16 protein-coding genes are annotated in these 19,349 nt (G+C 35.2%); 14 read left to right on the forward strand and 2 right to left on the reverse strand.

What is annotated here, in order from left to right:
- On the forward strand, positions 1 to 1,581 hold a 1,581-nt coding region (locus Q0P34_RS03795; RefSeq protein ID WP_294953112.1), incomplete at its 5' end, for a putative PEP-binding protein.
- Positions 1,582 to 1,660: 79 nt separating this feature from the next.
- Here Q0P34_RS03795 and Q0P34_RS03800 read toward each other — a convergent pair.
- The gene (locus Q0P34_RS03800) at positions 1,661 to 2,287 is read right to left on the reverse strand and encodes a hypothetical protein (RefSeq protein ID WP_294953115.1); all 627 of its coding nucleotides are present in this window, start codon (positions 2,285 to 2,287) and stop codon (positions 1,661 to 1,663) included.
- A gap of 60 nt (positions 2,288 to 2,347) precedes the next feature.
- On the opposite strand from Q0P34_RS03800, the gene Q0P34_RS03805 reads away from it, so the two are divergent.
- From Q0P34_RS03805 to Q0P34_RS03815, 3 genes are all read left to right on the forward strand, one after another.
- Positions 2,348 to 3,028: a class B sortase gene (locus Q0P34_RS03805; RefSeq protein ID WP_294953117.1), complete on the forward strand. Its 681-nt coding sequence runs from the start codon at positions 2,348 to 2,350 to the stop codon at positions 3,026 to 3,028.
- Entirely contained in the window at positions 3,028 to 4,674 is a 1,647-nt protein-coding gene (locus Q0P34_RS03810) for a hypothetical protein (protein ID WP_294953120.1), read from the forward strand. Before Q0P34_RS03805 ends, Q0P34_RS03810 begins: the two co-directional genes overlap by 1 nt.
- A gap of 75 nt (positions 4,675 to 4,749) precedes the next feature.
- Positions 4,750 to 5,256, forward strand: a complete 507-nt coding sequence (locus tag Q0P34_RS03815; protein WP_294953123.1) for a hypothetical protein — start codon at positions 4,750 to 4,752, stop codon at positions 5,254 to 5,256.
- 207 nt (positions 5,257 to 5,463) lie between these two features.
- Here the strand turns inward: Q0P34_RS03815 and Q0P34_RS03820 are convergent, their stop codons facing one another.
- Entirely contained in the window at positions 5,464 to 6,576 is a 1,113-nt protein-coding gene (locus Q0P34_RS03820; protein ID WP_294953126.1) for a site-specific integrase, read from the reverse strand.
- A 252-nt stretch (positions 6,577 to 6,828) separates the two neighbouring features.
- Here Q0P34_RS03820 and Q0P34_RS03825 point away from each other — a divergent pair, with 252 nt between their 5' ends.
- From Q0P34_RS03825 to Q0P34_RS03870, 10 genes are all read left to right on the forward strand, one after another.
- On the forward strand, positions 6,829 to 7,164 hold the full coding sequence (locus tag Q0P34_RS03825; protein WP_294953129.1) for a helix-turn-helix transcriptional regulator: 336 nt from the start codon (positions 6,829 to 6,831) through the stop codon (positions 7,162 to 7,164).
- Entirely contained in the window at positions 7,154 to 11,737 is a 4,584-nt protein-coding gene (gene essC, locus Q0P34_RS03830) for a type VII secretion protein EssC (RefSeq protein ID WP_294953132.1), read from the forward strand. The genes Q0P34_RS03825 and essC overlap by 11 nt, the downstream gene beginning before the upstream one ends.
- A gap of 1 nt (position 11,738) precedes the next feature.
- Complete coding sequence (locus tag Q0P34_RS03835; RefSeq protein WP_294953135.1) at positions 11,739 to 11,990, forward strand: methyltransferase; 252 nt, start codon at positions 11,739 to 11,741, stop codon at positions 11,988 to 11,990.
- Positions 11,991 to 12,012: 22 nt separating this feature from the next.
- Positions 12,013 to 12,315 (forward strand): WXG100 family type VII secretion target, encoded by a 303-nt coding sequence (locus Q0P34_RS03840; RefSeq protein ID WP_294953138.1) that lies wholly within the window; start codon positions 12,013 to 12,015, stop codon positions 12,313 to 12,315.
- Positions 12,316 to 12,328: 13 nt separating this feature from the next.
- Positions 12,329 to 12,628, forward strand: a complete 300-nt coding sequence (locus tag Q0P34_RS03845; protein ID WP_294953141.1) for a pore-forming ESAT-6 family protein — start codon at positions 12,329 to 12,331, stop codon at positions 12,626 to 12,628.
- A gap of 122 nt (positions 12,629 to 12,750) precedes the next feature.
- Complete coding sequence (locus Q0P34_RS03850) at positions 12,751 to 15,162, forward strand: hypothetical protein (protein ID WP_294953144.1); 2,412 nt, start codon at positions 12,751 to 12,753, stop codon at positions 15,160 to 15,162.
- A 15-nt stretch (positions 15,163 to 15,177) separates the two neighbouring features.
- Entirely contained in the window at positions 15,178 to 15,690 is a 513-nt protein-coding gene (locus Q0P34_RS03855) for a hypothetical protein (RefSeq protein WP_294953147.1), read from the forward strand.
- Between the two features lie 9 nt (positions 15,691 to 15,699).
- Positions 15,700 to 16,878, forward strand: a complete 1,179-nt coding sequence (locus Q0P34_RS03860; protein ID WP_294953149.1) for a DUF6382 domain-containing protein — start codon at positions 15,700 to 15,702, stop codon at positions 16,876 to 16,878.
- Positions 16,879 to 16,896: 18 nt separating this feature from the next.
- The gene (locus tag Q0P34_RS03865; protein WP_294953215.1) at positions 16,897 to 17,655 is read left to right on the forward strand and encodes a PP2C family serine/threonine-protein phosphatase; all 759 of its coding nucleotides are present in this window, start codon (positions 16,897 to 16,899) and stop codon (positions 17,653 to 17,655) included.
- 11 nt (positions 17,656 to 17,666) lie between these two features.
- Complete coding sequence (locus Q0P34_RS03870; RefSeq protein WP_294953152.1) at positions 17,667 to 19,346, forward strand: serine/threonine-protein kinase; 1,680 nt, start codon at positions 17,667 to 17,669, stop codon at positions 19,344 to 19,346.
- Positions 19,347 to 19,349 lie beyond the last annotated feature (3 nt).

Raw genomic sequence — 19,349 nt, forward strand, 5'->3', positions numbered from 1 at the left:
TGCGACCTCGTTGACGAAGGCCACAAGACTCCTGCAGAAGCAGTTGCTATGATTGACCCTCGTAACCTTGACACACTCCTTCACCCACAGTTTGACGCAAAGGCTCTTAAGGCTGCTACTCCGATGGGTAAGGGTCTCGGTGCTTCTCCTGGTGCTGCATGCGGTAAGGTTGTATTCACAGCAGAGGATGCAGTAGAATGGGACGAAAGAGGCGAAAAGGTTATCCTCGTTCGTCTTGAGACTTCACCTGAAGACATCACAGGTATGAAGGCTGCTCAGGGTATCCTCACAGTTCGTGGCGGTATGACATCTCACGCTGCCGTAGTTGCTCGTGGTATGGGTACTTGCTGTGTATCAGGTTGCGGCGACATCAATATGGATGAAGAAAACAAGAAGTTCACTCTCGCAGGCAAGGAATTCCACGAAGGTGATTATATTTCAATCGACGGCTCAACAGGTAATATCTATGACGGTATTATCGAAACAGCTGATGCTCAAATCGCAGGCGAATTCGGCAGAATTATGGCTTGGGCTGACGAGTTCAGAAAGCTTAAGGTTCGCACAAATGCAGATACTCCTGCAGATGCAAAGAAGGCAAGAGAGCTTGGCGCTGAAGGTATCGGTCTTTGCCGTACAGAGCATATGTTCTTTGAGGAGGACAGAATTGCTGCTTTCCGTGAGATGATTTGTTCAGACACAGTAGAGGAAAGAGAAGCTGCTCTTGATAAGATTCTTCCTTATCAGCAGAACGACTTCGAGGCTCTTTACGAAGCACTTGAGGGCTGTCCTGTAACTATCAGATTCTTGGATCCACCTCTTCACGAGTTCGTTCCTACCGAGGAAGCAGATATCGAAAAGCTTGCTAACGCACAGGGCAAGACAGTTGAAGATATTAAGGCTATCATTTCTTCTCTTCACGAGTTCAACCCAATGATGGGCCACCGTGGTCTTCGTCTTGCTGTTACATATCCTGAAATCGCAAAGATGCAGACAAAGGCTGTTATCCGTGCAGCTATCAATGTTCAGAAGGCTCATCCTGATTGGACAGTAGCTCCTGAAATAATGATTCCTCTTGCTTGCGATACCAAGGAGCTTAAGTATGTTAAGGACATTGTTGTTGCAACTGCAGATGCAGAAATCGCAGCAGCAGGTGTTGAAATGAAGTATGAGGTTGGTACTATGATTGAGATTCCTCGTGCTGCTCTTACTGCAGGCGACATCGCTAAGGAGGCTGAGTTCTTCTGCTTCGGTACTAACGACCTTACACAGATGACATTCGGCTTCAGCCGTGACGACGCAGGTAAGTTCCTCAACGCTTACTATGACAAGAAGATTTTCGAAAGCGATCCGTTTGCAAGACTTGACACAACAGGTGTTGGTCAGCTTATGGAAATGGCAGTTAAGAACGGTAAGGCAACCCGTCCTGCACTCCACTGCGGTATCTGCGGTGAGCACGGCGGCGACCCAACATCAGTTGAATTCTGCCACAAGATCGGTCTTGATTACGTATCTTGCTCACCATTCCGTGTGCCAATCGCACGCCTCGCTGCCGCTCAGGCTGCAATTGCAGAACAAGCTTAAAACACAGCGAATCGAGAATAACTCTTTATAAAACATTAGAGGACTACTTCGGTAGTCCTCTTTTTGTGTTTTAATAGTATTAAATTGCAATTTGCACATCAACATCAATATCTACCCATCTTGTGGAATGGAACTTCTTATGGTGTTGTTTTGAGTAGTTTTTTGCAAAATTACAATCAATGTGATGAGATGCCAAGTCAACAAATTGTGGATTTTCGGTTGTAATTGGCTTAAAATGAAGCTGCCAAATAAAATGGGTTGGACTATCCACTATAATTCGATAAACGAACTTGTCAATAATTCTTTCATCAACATCATTTGAACAATCAAGCAGTTGATGCAGCGTTTCAAAGAGTTCTTTACTGTCAATTTTAGGCTTGTTATGATTTTCGATTTCAAACTGCAATTCTTGTATATCATTTTGAAGATTTACAATTTGATTTTCGTTTTCAGCCTTGTGATTGATAAATTCATCCTTTGTGATAAGGTCGTCTGCAAGCAAATCCAAATATTTTTTGTTTCGCTTTTTGATTTTCTCAATTTCAGCTTCTTTAGTAATTATTTGTTTTTTCAAAGAAGAAACAGAATTAACAGACTTTTTTGTTGCTTTTTTAACTGCATCATCAATAATGCTAGAGTCAGAAATAAGACCTTCAAATACTTTTAATGCTTGGGTACATAGCTTAACTGAAGATATCGCCGGCATATTGCAAATGTTTAATCTTTCAATTTCCTCAGCGTTTGAATAATTACTGTTCTTTTCGCTATGGTGTTGGCTGTGATATTCGCAGCCAGCACCTTTTTCATTATTCAGTATTACAAGACCTATGACACTGAGCAGGAGGTATTTGAGGTCATTGCAGAGGAATATGAGAACACGGATAATGAAACATCAAATAGCGAAGATAACGGGCTTTCAGCTCTATATGAACAAAACAATGACCTCATAGGTTGGATAAGAATTGATGGCACAAATATCAATTATCCTGTAATGCTCGGAGAGTATTATCTCAAGCATAATTTTAATAAGCAGTATTCAGATTATGGTGTACCCTTTGTTATCGGTGGTATTACCGACAATACAATAATCTACGGTCATAATATGAAAACAAGAACTATGTTTTATGACCTTACAAGATACTCAAATTCTGAGTTTTACAAGAAGCACAAGTATATTGAGTTCAGCACCCTTGACAGTAAAAGCACCTATGAAATTGTCTATGCTTTCAAGACCATTGCATACTCAAATCAGGGCTTTGATTACACCAAATACAGCAGTTTCAGTACACCTGATGACTTCGACATATTCACAGAGAAATGCTCAAGCTTAGCCTTGTATGACACAGAAACAAACACTAAATACGGAGATAAGCTTATCACTCTTTCAACCTGTGAATATTCAAGAAACAATGGCAGATTTGTTGTAGTTGCAAAGGAAGTGGTTTAATGGCTGACTACAAGAAGGTTTCAAAAAACATCAAGAAATTTGACCGAGCAAGATATGCAGGTGCAAAGGTCAACACAGTTGCAAATCAATCCAAGAACAGAGTGAAAAAGAATACTGCACCTGTTCAGGAGGCTACACCTGAAGAATACGCAAATGACAGAATGTTTGAATATGGTGTTCAGGGTGCAGAGGATACTGCCTATTATGGTAATCGCATAGGTAAAAAGGCTACTGAAAATACGGCTGATAACATCAAGAAATACAGAATTAAAAAAGCCTCTCGTGAGCTTGAAAGGAAGAAGTCAAGAGAGGTTGCTAATGATGTTGAAGTTATTGATAAGCCAACTGCACCTAATGGCTCTACAAAGCCTCAAGGCTCTGTAAAAGCACCTAAACCCGTTAATGGCAGTAAGGCTGTAAAAGATACAAAGACAGTAGAAAAGGCTACACAAGAAGCCTCTAAAAAAGCATATCAGACTACTAAAAATGCAAAGAAAGCTGAGAAGGCAGGAAAGGCATTTAAGGAGAGTGCAAAGAAGTCTGCCGAATTTATCAAAAAGGCTGCTGTTGCAATGAAGAATGCAGTTAAGGCAATTATCGAGGGTAGCAAGGCTCTTGTATCTGCAATTATTGCAGGTGGTTGGGTATCGGTTATCATTATACTTGTAATCGTTCTTGTTGCCGCTGTCGGTGCTTCCGTATATGGCATATTTTTCTCAGGCGAAGATAATGGAAACGGAATGACGATCAACATAGTTGTTCAGGAAATCAACAATGACTATGAGGATGAAATTGACAGAATAAAGTCAAGCAATACTTATGACGCCTATGAGATAAACGGTAGCCGAGCGAATTGGAAGGATATTCTTGCAATTTACTCTGTCAAGACAACTACTGACACTACTGCACCACAACAGGTTGCAACTGTTGACGAGAATGCAAAGGACTTGCTCTCTGAAATCTTTTGGGATATGAACACGATTACATCAAGCATAACTACCCGAACAGAAACAAGAGAAAAGGAAGAAACTTACGAGAATGGCAACAAGACCACCGTTACAGAGGAGGTTACTATTACTGTTCTTGACATCAACATCACAAGTAAAACTGCATCAGAAATGGCTGACGAATACAACTTTACCGATGAGCAGAGGGCATATCTCAATGACCTTATTGACGATAAGAACAATGATTTGTGGAACTCACTCATATTCGGTTTGAACTTATCAGGCAGTAACATTGACATCGGCTCTTTAACCTTTGAGAATGAAACTGCTGACGAGGTGCAGAAAAAGATTGTCGCTGTTGCCACAAACTCAGAGGCTTATTCCATTTCAGCTCGTTCAGGCTATTGTCAGGCTTGGGTAGCAGATGTATATCAAGTTGTTTTAGGTTCTCGAGGATCAGCCCACTGTGCTTTATGTGCTGCTGAAATGTGGGGAGTATCATCTGATTGGTCAAAAATTCCTGTCGGAGCAACAGTGTATGGATACTCAAGTAGCCAGTATGGTCATGTTGGAATTTACATTGGCAACGGCAAAGTCGCCCATAATATTGGAGGAGTTGTTATTCAAAGTCTTGATAGTTGGGTAGAACAGTATAAAGGCTTTTGTTGGGGCTGGGAGAATAACAAGCAATTGAATTGAATATAGGGCATTTGTGATTTAGCAAATGCCCTATATTTTTGCTTTATTTGAGAAAAATAGAAAGGGAGGAATGAGATGAAATACTATTTTAAATTGTTTATGCTTTTACCCGTAGGGCTTTTTACAGCGATTATAATTTACCCTTTTTTACACGAGTTAAGCCACTCAATGTGTGCAATTGCTTTTGGTGCAAATGTAGTGAATTTTTCATTATTTCCATTGCCGAGCGTTGTATGTAGTTTTGAAACAATGTCAAACGCCAGAATGTTTTTTATCGCAATTAGCGGAACCATAATTCCCCTTTTGCTATGTATAGCTGTAAGAAGCAAAATATTTTGGATTAACTATATAAAAATTCTAATCATTGTTATCAGCATTTTATCGTTTCTTATATCTATATTCGGCTTTATATTTGCACCTGAAATTTTGTTGAATCAGGATGACCTTGTAAGGTTTTCGGCATTAATAACAGGAGGAAATGTTGTATCTTTGGCTATCTGCATTATTGGTATATTTATATCGTTTCTTATATTACTTAAAACACTAAAGAAATGTGAGTTTTTTAGTTATTTTCAAAATTGATTACTTTGCAAAGAAACACATTGCACACCAAAATCGCACAATTGTCATAATTTTAATTGACATATAAAATAGGCTTGGTTTAGGAACAATCCTTTACCAAGCCTATGACTGTTGTTTTTTCGTAGAACTACAAGTTCAACGAAAAGTTCTTAAATTCAGCGTTAATAAGGCGTTTTCAAAAGATTTTGACCATAAATTTGACCATAATCAACTGCATTTTTTCAAAGCAGTTTCAAGTTGTTTTCTTTTTACATCTAACGATGTATGAGTATAAGTGTTCAGGGTTGTGGTTTCTGAAGCATGACCGAGAATTTCACTTAATGTTTTTACATCCATTCCGTATTGCAGACACCTTGTTGCAAACGTGTGTCTGAGTGCGTGAAAATTTATTATAAGCAAATCGTTATCTATTAAGAAATTTTTAAAACGATATTCAAAGGTGCGAGTATCTATAAATGTAATTGTATTAGATACAACGAAGCCACTTTTATTTTCTATGCTATCTAATACAATTTTTAAACTTGAGGGTATTGGAACAACTCGTTTTGAAGCCTTTGTTTTAGGGGTTGTCAGAATAAGTTTTGTCTTATGTATACCATCGGTTGACGGAACTCTTGAAACCGTATGATTTACATAAAGCAAACCGTTTTTCAAATCAATGTCTTTCCAATGCAAAGCACATATTTCTCCGATCCTCAGACCTGTATATAGAGCTATAATAGTTCCCAATGCAACATAAGAAGTTGATTTTTTTAAAACTTTTTCATATTTGCGTTGCTCATTTATCGTCAAAATTGTTATGTCCTTTTCGTCAAGATAGGGCTTATTAATCTCGCTCTTTAAAGGTAGGCAGTATCCCTCTTTCACAGCGAAGTCTAAAGCAGATTCTATTATTATCGCCATTGTTTTGACATATGATGGAGAAAGAGCTTTACCATCTTTTTTTGAACCTTGCTTCAATTTGGTTTCTAAGAAAGCATTCACAATGCAGGCATTTATTGATGAAATTTTTAAATATCCAAGTTCGGGCACGATATGAATGTTAATGATGTGTCGGTATTTCAATAATGTTGATTCCTTTATTCTGACCTTGTTATTGTCAAGCCAAATATTTAAAATACAACTGAAATTTAATGTCAAATTTACAGTATTTGATAATTTACCTAACTTTGCATTTTCCAATTTCTCTTTACATTCACCATAAGTTTTTCCATAAACAGACTTGTATTTGGTTTTACCCATTTCATTAACTCCGGATTTGTAACGACCTTCCCATCTGCCATCCTTTCGTTTATGAATATTATCGCCTCGTCTTGACATTTAAATTCCTCCTTTAGAATAATTTTGACACTAATTTTGACCATAAATGTTTCAGGTAAAATACATTTTCAAAGCAATAATTTGGATATAAAGTAAAAAATATACAAAAACATCTTCTTTTTTGGCATTTTTTGTTGACAAACTATTAGTCAAATAATATAATGTGATGTGTATAATTATCTTTTATATATATTTGTAATATTTTTGAACTTGTAGTTCTACGAAAAAATATTCAGATAAAGAGAAGGAGGTATGGCTTTGAATGATTTATCAAAACAACAAGAAGATATGATAGAAACACTTACAAAAGCAATGCCTTACTTACGAAAGGAACTTGGGGTGTCGCAGACTGTATTAGCTCAAAAAGTCGGAATGAGTCGACAAATGATTTCATTAATTGAACGTGGGAAACAACCAATGACTTGGACTCAATTTTTAGCCATTGTGTTTTTCTTCAAATCGAATAATGATTTTGAAAAAGGTGCTAAAGCAGTAGCTAAAAAGCAAGCGAACATTGTTGAACAACTATTGCTTTTAAAAATAGATATGAATTTGTACAAAAAGGAGAAGTCAAGAAATGATAGTTAATTTAATAAAATCAAGGCAGATGTTTAGTCTTACATTGCCAAACAAAATTAAAGGTCAATATTGGCTTACAGATACAGACTCATTGGGAAATCCTCGTGAATTAATTAGCATTGAAGCTGTCGACGGTGAATGGGTTTTAAAGAGCAATAAAAAGGTTTCGGTTTTAAACTCTAATAATGAGCCAGTAAATAATACCGTTTTGCATCCTCAAGGATTCTTTAACTTGAAGATTGCTGGAGACAACGAAAGAGTCATCTTATTTGCCGAAAGTATAGATAATACACGCCATACTTTTAGAAAAGTTATGGTAAGGAAAAACGATGTTTTCAATATCGGAAGAACAAATGATAATAATTTTTGTTATGATAATAAGTTTGCTTCTGGTAAACATGCAAGAATTATCTATGATGGCAAAAACTGGTCTATTGCAGATTTGGGAAGTACAAACGGAACTTATGTAAATGGATACAGAGTAGAGTCAAGGAATTTGATTCCGGGCGATATTATCTACATAATGGGATTAAAAATCATTGTTGGTTGTAATTTCTTAGCTGTAAATAATCCGGATGGACTATTGAAAATCAATTCTCAAAGTTTATCAGAATATAAACCACAGCCCATAAAAGAAATTGTTGAATCTTCTGAACTTCCTGAAAAAAACTATTTTTTCCGTTCACCACGATTTCATAGAGAGATTGAACATGCTGAAATAAAAATAGATCCACCACCACAACTTCAAAAGCTTGACACAGTACCTCTTGCATTAATGTTGGGACCATCATTAACTATGGGCTTGACTTCGTTGAGTACCGGTTTACTTGCGGTGAGCAATGTTATATCAAATGGTGGAGAAATAACTCAGGCTTTGCCAACGCTAATGATGTCGGTAAGTATGCTTTTAGGCACAGTACTGTGGCCAATACTTACAAAAAAACACGAGAAAAAAACTCGAATAATTAGCGAGAAAAAAAGACAGGAAAAATATCTTGCATACTTAGATAGTGTTAGGGATGAAATAAAAAGAAAGTCAAAAGAACAAAGTGATATACTTCAAGAAAATCTTATAACATTAGAAGAATGTGCGGATAGAATAGCTGAAGAAAAATCAAATCTTTGGGAAAGAGCTATTGGACATTCAGATTTCTTAAAATTGAGGTTGGGATTAGGAAATCTGCCACTTGATGCAGATGTTAAGTTCCCTGAAAAGAAATTCACAATGGAAGACGATAACTTGCAGGATGCGATGTTCTCATTGGGAGCTGAACCTAAAGAACTTGTGAATGTTCCTGTAAGCGTTTCTTTAGTTGACAATATGACTGTTGGAATATTCGGAGAGTATGTTCAAACGGTAAATATGATAAAATCTCTCATTCTTCAAATGATTTCGTTACACAGTTATGATGAACTTAAAATTATTTTGATGTGTGATGAAAATGATAAAGACGAATGGAGATTTGCAAGATTTATACCGCATTTTTGGGATAATGATAAAACAATACGTTTTATGGCAACAAATGCTGATGAGGTAAAGGAAATATCCGCTTACATAGAGAAGAATATACTTTCTCGTGGAGATGTATCAAATCAGGATTACACAGAGCTGCTTCCGTATTATGTTGTAATATCAACAAGTAAAACCCTTAGCGAGAAATGTGAATCATTACAGCAACTTCTTAAGTATAAGAACAACAGAGCTTTCAGTATTTTGTTGTCTGCACCAGAACTAAAGGACTTGCCAAAAGAAACAAAGACGGTAATATTCGCAAATGCCGACAAGTCCAAAATGTTCGATAGAGAAGATACCACTGGTAAGAATATTGCATTTGTTGCAGACAAAGTTAATGATGCTTCCATCAATAATTTAGGACAAGATATAGCTAATATAGAACTTGATTTAAGCACCCAAAGATATTCATTGCCATCAATGATTACGTTTTTGGAAATGTTTAATGTTGGTAAAATCGAACATCTAAATTCTCTAACAAGATGGAAGGAAAATAATCCAACTATAACATTACAAACACCGATAGGCGTTGATTCTTATGGTGGTTCATTTAATTTAGATTTACACGAGAAATTTCATGGTCCTCACGGCTTGGTAGCAGGTATGACTGGATCGGGTAAGTCAGAATTTATTATTACATACATTCTTTCCCTTGCAGTAAATTACCATCCTGATGAAGTAGCATTTATTTTAATAGACTATAAAGGTGGTGGTTTAACTGGTGCATTTGAAGATGAGGATAGAGGAATAAAACTTCCTCACCTTGCTGGTACGATTACAAACTTAGATGGTGCGGCAGTTAAGCGTTCATTGATTTCTATTCAAAGTGAACTTCGAAGAAGACAGGCTATTTTCAATGAAGCGAGAAAAGTTTCAAATGAAGGAACTATGGACATTTATAAATATCAACAACTTTACAGAGATAAGGTTGTAAGTGAGCCTGTCCCTCATTTATTCATAATTTCAGACGAATTTGCTGAATTAAAGACACAACAGCCTGAATTTATGGAGCAGCTTATCAGTGCTGCCAGAATAGGTCGTAGTTTAGGTGTTCACTTAATTCTTGCAACACAGAAACCAAGTGGTGTTGTTGATGATCAAATTTGGAGTAATAGTAAGTTCAGAGTATGTCTTAAAGTTCAAGAAAAAGCAGATAGCCAAGATATGATTAAGTGTCCGGATGCTGCTGAATTATCGCAAACTGGTAGATTTTATCTTCAGGTTGGATTTAATGAGTTATTTGCATTAGGTCAATCAGCTTGGTGTGGTGCAGAATATATTCCGACTGATACGGTGGAAAAATCAGTTGATAATAGCATTCAAGTTGTAGATAATCTCGGCAGAACGATGATGAAGCTGAAGCCGAGCAAAAAGAAGGTAATAAGCGGAAGTAAAGTTAAACAAATCGTTTCAATAGTAAAATACTTATCTGATCTTGCAACTGAAGAAAAAATTAAAGTTAGACCACTGTGGCTTGATCCGATACCGGAACTTATCTATGTAGAAGACCTTGAAAACAAGTATTCAATAGTAGATAAAGGCGCTACTCTTAATCCTGTTGTAGGAGAGTATGACGATCCATTCAATCAAAAACAAGGTGTTCTTACGGTTCCATTCTCATCAGAAGGAAACTGCTTGGTTTATGGTGCTACGGGCAATGGCAAAACAACATTCTTAACAACTCTTTGCTATTCTCTTATCAAAAATCACAATGCAGAAGAATTGAATATTTACATTATGGATTTCGGTTCGGAAACTTTGAAAGTGTTTGATAAGGCTCCACAAGTTGGTGGTGTAGTAGTTTCATCAGACGAAGAAAAAACTATTAATTTCTTGAAGATGCTACATCAGGAAATCGAAAAGAGAAGAAATTTATTCTCTGAGTATGGTGGAGATTATGCAAGCTACATCAAGAATAGTGGTAAAACAATTCCAAATATAGTTGTTTTATTGAACAATTATTCGGGATTTGCTGAGCAATTTGAGGACTTACAGGAAGAATTTACATTGCTTTCCAGAGATGGTGTAAAATACGGTATTTATTTTGCTGTTACAGCAGGAAACACTAATGCAGTTCGCTACAAAACTCAGCAAAACTTTAAGATGATGTTGACTATGCAACTTAATGATGCAACTGATTATTCTTTGATTGTTGGAAAAACAGAAGGATTAATACCATCAAAATTTAAAGGCAGAGGTTTGGTTTCTCTTGATAGAGTTTATGAGTTCCAAACCGCATACTGTAAAGATGTTGATGATATCCAGGATTATTTACGTACATATTGCTTTGAGCTTAGAGAAAAAGCTGAGATATTTGCTAAACCTATTCCGGTTCTCCCGAATACAGTAGATGTTGATTATGTTGCATCAACTATAGATGGACTCAATAATATTCCTCTTGGTGTAAACAAAAAATCACTTAATATTATTTCGGCAAACATTGCAAACAAGGTTGTATATCCAATAGTGGCACAAGAAGTTTACGAAGCAACTAACTTCACAGAAGAACTCATTAAAGTTCTTTCAATTGCAACAAATACATATTTGATTGACTCGGAGCAGTTGTTTAATGATGAAACATTTGGTGCAAAAGCTGTTGCGGGAAACTACGAAACATTCGTTCAAGACTTGTTTGCTGAAATGGTAGAGCGAAACAACACCTTTAAGGATGCAAAAATGGATCCGGCATCATTGGATAACTACGATGAGAGAGTCTATGTTTTTGCAGGATTTAAGAGATTTTGTGAGCAATTAACTGATGATGGCAAGGAAAAGCTCGGATTGTTAATTGAAAAAGCAGAAAGCTTTTATAAGTTGCACTTTGTTATCGTTGAGTCAGCAACTCAATATAGTGGCTATTCCTACGATGCTTGGTATAAGCGTCATATTACCGGAGCTGATGGAGTATGGATTGGTGATGGCGTTGCAGACCAATATATGTTGAAAATCAATAAGATCACAAGTGAACTTTACGAAGAAGTTGGCAATGAATATGGCTATGTAATCACAAGAAACAAGCCATCTTTAGTTAAACTTCTCTCACCAAAATTAGACGAGGAGGTTGAATAATATGGAAAAGGTATTAGTTGAAATATTTGTACCTGTTATAAATCAATCGTTTGATGTATTTATTCCGTTACAATCTCCAATGTATGAAGTTTTGGAACTTATTAAAAAGGCTATATCTGAAATGTCAGATGGTCGTTTTATAGCAAATGAAAATACAACAATTTGCCATCGAGAAGATGGAACAATCATCAATATTAATTTATCGGTTTATGAACTGGAAATTCGCAATGGTTCGAAACTGATGTTAATATAAATATTTTAAGGAGGTCATTATTATGGCAAGAACAATTCAGGTTACACCTGAGCAGTTGGAGTCCGCAGCAGGAAGAATTGAAGGTTTAGCTGCAGATTACAAGACACAGTATGATGCACTTTATTCCGAAACTAATGCTATGGCTTCAACATGGAACGGAAAGGACAATACCGCATTTGTTGATCAGATTGCAGGCTTCAAAGATGACTTCGAGAAGATGCATACTCTGATGCTCAACTATGCAGATTTCCTTAGAAAAAGCGCAAAAGCTTATCGTGACACTCAGGATACAGTAGTTTCTGAGGCAAGAAAACTTGTAAATTAAGGAGGTTACAACAATGGCAGATTCAATTCAAATTTCCACCCAAGTGTTAATGGATACAGCGACAAAGGTTCGTAATATTAACACACAGTTAGATCAGAAGCTTGCAGATATAAATAAAAATATGAATGATTTGGAAGCAACTTGGAAGAGTGACGCAGCAACAGATATTAGAGCCGCAATGAACGCTCTCAAACCTCGTTTTGAAGAGTATAAAAGTGTAGTAGAATCATATGCAAAGTTTCTTGATCATACTGCTCAAAGTTATGAATCAACTGAAACTGGCGTTCAAGCTAATGCAAGTGCATTTAAGTAATTGACACATTGCAAGTGGGTGCTTGCACCCACTTGCCCTAAAATTGAAAATAACAAGAATTTATTCTTTTGATATAGAAATAAATTTACTCAGTGCTTGACTTTGTTTTGGAGGTTAAATAAATGAATAAAATAAAAAAGATTGTTTGTATAATTTTATCAGTGATAATGATTACACAACTTTTGGCTGGTTGTACTGTAAAAAAAACAGATGATGAAATTTATTTGACTAAGGGTGAGTTTTTTTCATATTACGTGTATGAAAATAGAATGACCTCAATGAATTATAATGCAACTGATATAGAAAATTGCAAGGATGGTTCTGTTGAAGCAAGCATAATAGCGGAATGGGGTTATTTAACTGAAGAGCAAGCACTTAAAGGTCTAAAATCAGCGGTAACTAAAGAGATTGTAGTTATGGTTTGTGCAAATGCGACTTATGGTTTAGTTGAAGGTAATGTAAATGATATTAAAGATGCCGATTTGCTTGATGACCCACAAATTATAGCAAATGCGTATGCTAGCGGTTTCTTTGATTTGAATAATGGATATTTTGACGGTGCGAAAAAAATGTCTCTTTCAGACTGTGAAGAAATAATGGAAAAAGCTAATGCATATACTTCTAATTTCCATTTTGAAACAAACACTGAAAAAACAACTGTTGCTGAAGATGTATACGTTCAAGATGACTCTGATTATACAGAAGGTGACATTGTAATTTCATTTAACGAAAGTGATTATGCTGAATCTCCCATAGCTTATTCAAGCACAGATAAACTTGAAGTAACACCATTAAATTATTTAGGATATGATGAAAACATCATTGATCTTAATCATAATTCATCAGATGCTAACCTAATTCAAACTGCGAACGGTAAAGATGATTTTGCAAATATAAGCAATGTTCAAAGTTTTATGGCTACGATTAATAAAAATACTTACGAAAAATCACTAGGTAAACCTAAAGTTGGGGACAAAGTTGTTTTAAAAAGAGCAGATCTGCTCTTGACAAATGATAATTTTTTTAGAAACAATCCATTAGGAACAATAATCGGTGAATTACTTGCTTCATCAATGAATGGAAATACTTATGTGTGTCAATTTGCTGTATTAGAGTTTGAACCAGCTGTTGAGGCGGTTAATGTAGATGAAGCAAACAGAAACGGTATCGATACAACAACTTTTGTAGCTCTTGAAACGAATGTAGATGGTTGGGAGTTAAAATTTAATGTAACAAGTGCTGACATAAGTGTTAGTGCAAAAAAAGCATTTACACATAAAGAGACAGGAAGAAAACAAGATTGGCAAAACGCTAAGCAAACAGTTAATGCATCTGTAGATTTTAAAATAGGTGACTTTAATGTTGATGCATGTAACTTGAAAAGTTTTGCAACAAAAAAAGGTACAGGGTTTGTAAAAATGACTTGTGATTCAAGTATGGGATTTTCCTTGGATCAAAGTTTAAGATATACGCCAGATAGCAATAGAAATGGTAAATTCCCTTCAAATTGGAACACTTCTCGTTGGACAGATTCCGATTCTAAAGGTGCAAAAGAAATAAAAATCGCTCGATTTTGTCCAACTGTTTATGGAATTGTAGGTGCAAATATATATATTTATATACGCATTTCTGTAGATGGTAAGATTTCTTTTACATCATCGGTTGATAACGGTGGAGTGCAAATCACAACAAATAATGGTAATATTTCAACAAGAAATCTTGGTACAAAAGAAGAAGAGTTAAAACTTAATGTTAATTTGCACGGAAGACTTGGCGTTGACGCAAGTATAAATATTTTTACTTTTATAAATGTAATTAGATATGATGTAGGTCTCGACGCTAATTTAAATGCATTAACAAATTTATATTATGAGGATAGTCTTAAGCAAAAAGGTCTTTATGCTGATGCTGAAGGTTTGGATGATTATTCTAAAAATGATAGTAAATTTAATTATTGTATAGGAATATGTTTAGACATTGGCTTATCGGGAAAACTTTTAGATTCCGGTGTTAAATTAATATTGGATTGGATTAGTAAAGGTTCGAACTTAGATTTTTCTGTTGATCTTTGGAGTTGTGGATTCCATTTTGAAGATGGTAATTTTGTGGATAAATGTACTCGAGGGGATGATATTGATGCATCTGTTGAAAAATCTGAAGATGAAAGTATTTGTTTAGAAACATATAAAGTAATACTTGATGATGGTGCAAGTGCAACAATAAATATTACAGAATTGCCATCAAAATCATTTAATTTGGTAAAATCTAAAAAGTCTGTAACAGTTAGCAGTAAAAACAATAAAGTATGTAATGTACAATATAATAAAAATGAGGGAAAAATCATAGTTGAAGCATTAAGTCCTGGAAGTACGGAAATTACTATAAAAGCCAAAAAAGGCATATTATTCTGGAAGGAAACCTATGAGCAGGAACTTTCTGTGACAGTTAATGATAGTTATGTACAAGATTTTGTTTGTTTTACTCCTAATGATAATTATGTACTAATAAAAAATTTGCCTGTTTTGAGTATATGAAATAGGAGGTTATTTATGATTAATATTAATACTGCAAACGCACAAGCAGGACAACTATCTTCTTATGCAAGCCAACTTAGAAATGCGAAAAATCAACTTACCAATTATAAATCCTCACTTTCAAATAATTGGAAAAGCCAAGAAGTTGCCTATATAACTCGTGCTATAGATCAAGTAATTGCTCAAATAGACAATGCAATGAAACAACTTAACAGTATAAGTACGGATGTTAAAAGTACAGCAGCTACCATCAAAAGAGAGGATGATGCTGCCGCTGCTGCTGCAAGAGCCGCAAGAGCAAAACAACAAAGAATTCAGACAGCACAAACAAATTATAATCGTGCAGTTAATGAATGTGATGCTCTTTACAAGCAGCGTGACGAGCTTCAAAAGACATTGAGTAAAAGTATGTCTGCAAGTAAAAGGGCTAACTATATGAAGCAATGGGACGAGCTTATGAAAAAAATACAGGCAGCGGAGAAAAATCGTACTAATTGCTATAATGCATTAGTTGCTGCGAGAAGGTAAAGCGAATTTATGAATAAAATCAAAATTGCTAAAAAAATGGGCGTTAACCATTTAATGATTAAAAGTTTAAAAGGGCAACAGTTAAACGAACATGAAATTTACTCAATTAACAATAACGAGGTAAAAGGACTTCTTCGTGTTGAGGTTTTTCAGAAAAACAATTCTTTCAAATTGTTTTATAATGTGTCGGGCTTTACTACTTTTAGACAGTATTTAAGAACGCCATTAACTAAAGAAACATTTGCAAATACGTTGCAAAACATACTTGATTGTTTGCTTGCAGTGAAAAAAGCATTCTTTCATCAGGAAAATATGTTAATGGATTTTAATCATGTTTTAGTTAATCCTGCAACACAAAAAATATATTTTGTATATGTTCCAATTCAGGGATTTGAAAGCGAGGTGTCATTAAGAGACTTTTTGCTTAACATAATACAGTATTGTTCTTTTGCACCGGGAGAAGATACAAGCTATGTAAAAGACTATATAACAATTCTTAATAGCGGTATCAATTTCTCCGAATTCGACTTAGAGGAATATATTAAAGGTCTATTTGGAAGAAATAATTCTGAAAAGAGTTATAAAGAATGCCCTAATTGCCATACAAAACTACCTAAAGGAACAAGCTATTGTACTCAATGTGGCACAAAAGTATCGGGCAATACTGGTACAATGGGAGGAAAAAAAGGAACATATAATCCGTTTGACGAACCTGAAGAAGAGATACCGCCGATAGATGATAAGGAAAAAGAAAAGGAAGAAGTTATCACACCTCCAAAAGACAGTACGCAAGGACTAAGTGATGGTACAACCGTTTTAGGAGAGGACTCGGGTGGAACAACTGTTTTAGGCTCAGAAGAACTTGATAAGCCTAATTTCCCATACCTTATACGAGAAAAGAACGACGAAAAAATTATGGTTGACAAGCCGTCATTTAGGATAGGTAAAGAGAAAAAGTATTGCGATTATTTTGTTTTTGATAATAATGCTGTAAGCAGAAGTCATGCGGATATTATTACAAAAGAACATAGATATTATATTATTGATTTAAATTCAACAAATAAGACTTATGTTGATGGCAGAGCTATAGCAGTAGAAAAAGAAGTTGAAATATTTAACGGAACAAAGCTTCGCTTAGCTAATGAAGATTTTGTCTTTTACATAGATGAAGAAAAGGTTGGTGAGTAAATGTCATTTTGTGTGGAAATGCATACCGATATTGGTATTAGAAAAGAAACTAATCAAGATAGTATTTGTGTTAAAGAAGCACAAACAGATAGAGGTGATATTTTACTTGCTATTATTTGTGACGGAATGGGCGGTCTTGAAAAAGGTGAAGTTGCAAGTTCAACTATAATTTCAGCCTTTTCAAAATGGTTTGAAGGAACTTTACCATATCTGCTCGCAAAAGATAACGTAATAGATGAAGTGAAATATTATTGGGAACGTCTTATAAAAGAACAAAATCAGAATATTGCTGAATATGGCAGGAAAAATCATATTCAGTTAGGCTCAACGATAACAGTGATTTTGTTTCTCTATGACGGAACTTACTTAATTGGTCATGTTGGAGACTCAAGAGCATACAAGATAATCAACAATGATATTGAAATATTGACAGAGGATCAAACGCTTGTTGCGAGAGAAGTAAAGATGGGTAGGTTAGCACCTGACAAAGTGGAAAGTGATCCAAGAAGAAATGTTTTGCTACAATGTATCGGAGCTTCAAAAATTGTTGAGCCTGCTTTCTATAAAGGTATATATAATAGTGAAGAATGCTATATGCTTTGTTCTGACGGATTTAGACATGTTATTTCGACAGATGAAATTAGAAAAGCCTTTGCACCTTCAAATAATAATAATGAAAAAGAAATAAAGGATAATATTGTTCGTCTAATAGAACTTAATAAAGAAAGACAAGAAACCGACAATATTTCCTCAATTTTAATAAGGATTATAAAATAGGAGGTTGAATTGTGGCTTTTATCGGACAAGTAATTGATGATAAATATGAAATACTTACCTTAGTCGGTCAAGGTGGTATGTCAAAGGTTTATCTTGCGAGAGATAAGCGCCTTAACAAGCAATGGGCTGTTAAAGAAATTGAAAAACGTGCAAAAGATAGGAATAACGAAATAGTTATTCAAAGTGCTATAGCTGAAGCAAACCTGATTAAACAGCTTGATCACCCTGCTATTGTTCGTATTGTTGATATTATAGATAATGGTAATGTTATTTATATTATTGAAGATTACATAGAAGGTCAAACATTAAGCGAAATTCTTGAAAACAATGGTGCTCAACCGCAGGAACTTGTAATTGAATGGGCAATGCAAATATGCGAAGCTTTGGAGTATTTGCATACGAGAAAACCAGCGATTATATATCGTGATATGAAGCCTGCAAATGTTATGTTAAAACCGGATGGTTCTATAAAGGTAATTGACTTTGGTATTGCTCGTGAGTACAAGGATCAAAGTTTAGCGGATACTGTAAGCTTGGGAACAAAGGGTTACGCTGCACCGGAACAATTTGGCGGCAAAGGACAAACGGACGCAAGAACTGATATTTACTGTCTTGGTGTTACTCTTTATCATTTGCTTACAGGTCAAAATCCGTGCGAGCCACCTTACGAAATTTATCCTATTAGGCATTGGAATCCACAATTGTCAGCAGGACTTGAGGCTGTAATACAAAAATGCACGCAATTAAATCCTGATGATAGATACCAATCTTGTGCTGAACTACTATATGCTTTACATCATTATGAAGAATACGGTGCGGCATATAGAAAAATGCAAAAGACTAAACTCAAAAGGTTTATTATTACAGTTGCCATAATGGTTGTTTGTTTATTAGTTGGTGTATTTGGATTAACAATGAGAACTGTTACAAATAATGCTGACTATAATCAAAACATATCATTAGCCGAAAAAGCTTCTACTTCGGAGGAAAAGGTTTCTTATTATTCGAAAGCAGTTGATATAAAACCAACATCCATTGAAGCTTATGAAGGAATGATTGAAGCCTTTAAGGATGATGCTGCTTTTTCAACAGACGAAGAAGAAGTATTAAAGAAAAAACTTGAAGCTAATTTAACACAACTTAAAGAACAAGATAGTTATTCTGATTTGGCATTTGAGATTGGAAAATTATACTGGTATTACTATGATTATGGAAAAACCGAAACTGCCGATAATCAAATAACAAGAATGAAAAGCTCAATTCAATGGTTTGAAGATGCAGCTACGAATGAAACATCACCAAATTATTTAATGGCTTCAATTTATAAGGAAATTGGTAAGTTTAACAGAGATATTACATTGCAGATTGAAGAAGCTGACGACAAAGGTAAGTATGCTCCTTACTGGGAAAATTTAGAGGAATTAACACATCAAATCGCTTCATCAAACAATGAAAGTGAAATTATTGAGCTTGAAATTTATAAGTTAGCAATGTATTCAATGGAAAACTATGCAAGAAAATTCAAAGCAGATAATATTACGGAGCAGCAAATGAATTCTTTATTTAATACAGTAAAACAAGAAGTTACAGATGTATCAACATCTACAGATAAAACTGCCGGCTTGAAGAATGATGTAATTGCCCGTTTTGATTCAACAGAAAAAGCAATAGAGAATGCATATAGAGAGTAGGTG

Origin of the sequence: uncultured Eubacterium sp. (genome assembly GCF_945980375.1) — a bacterium.
GTDB lineage: Bacteria > Bacillota > Clostridia > Oscillospirales > Acutalibacteraceae > Eubacterium_R.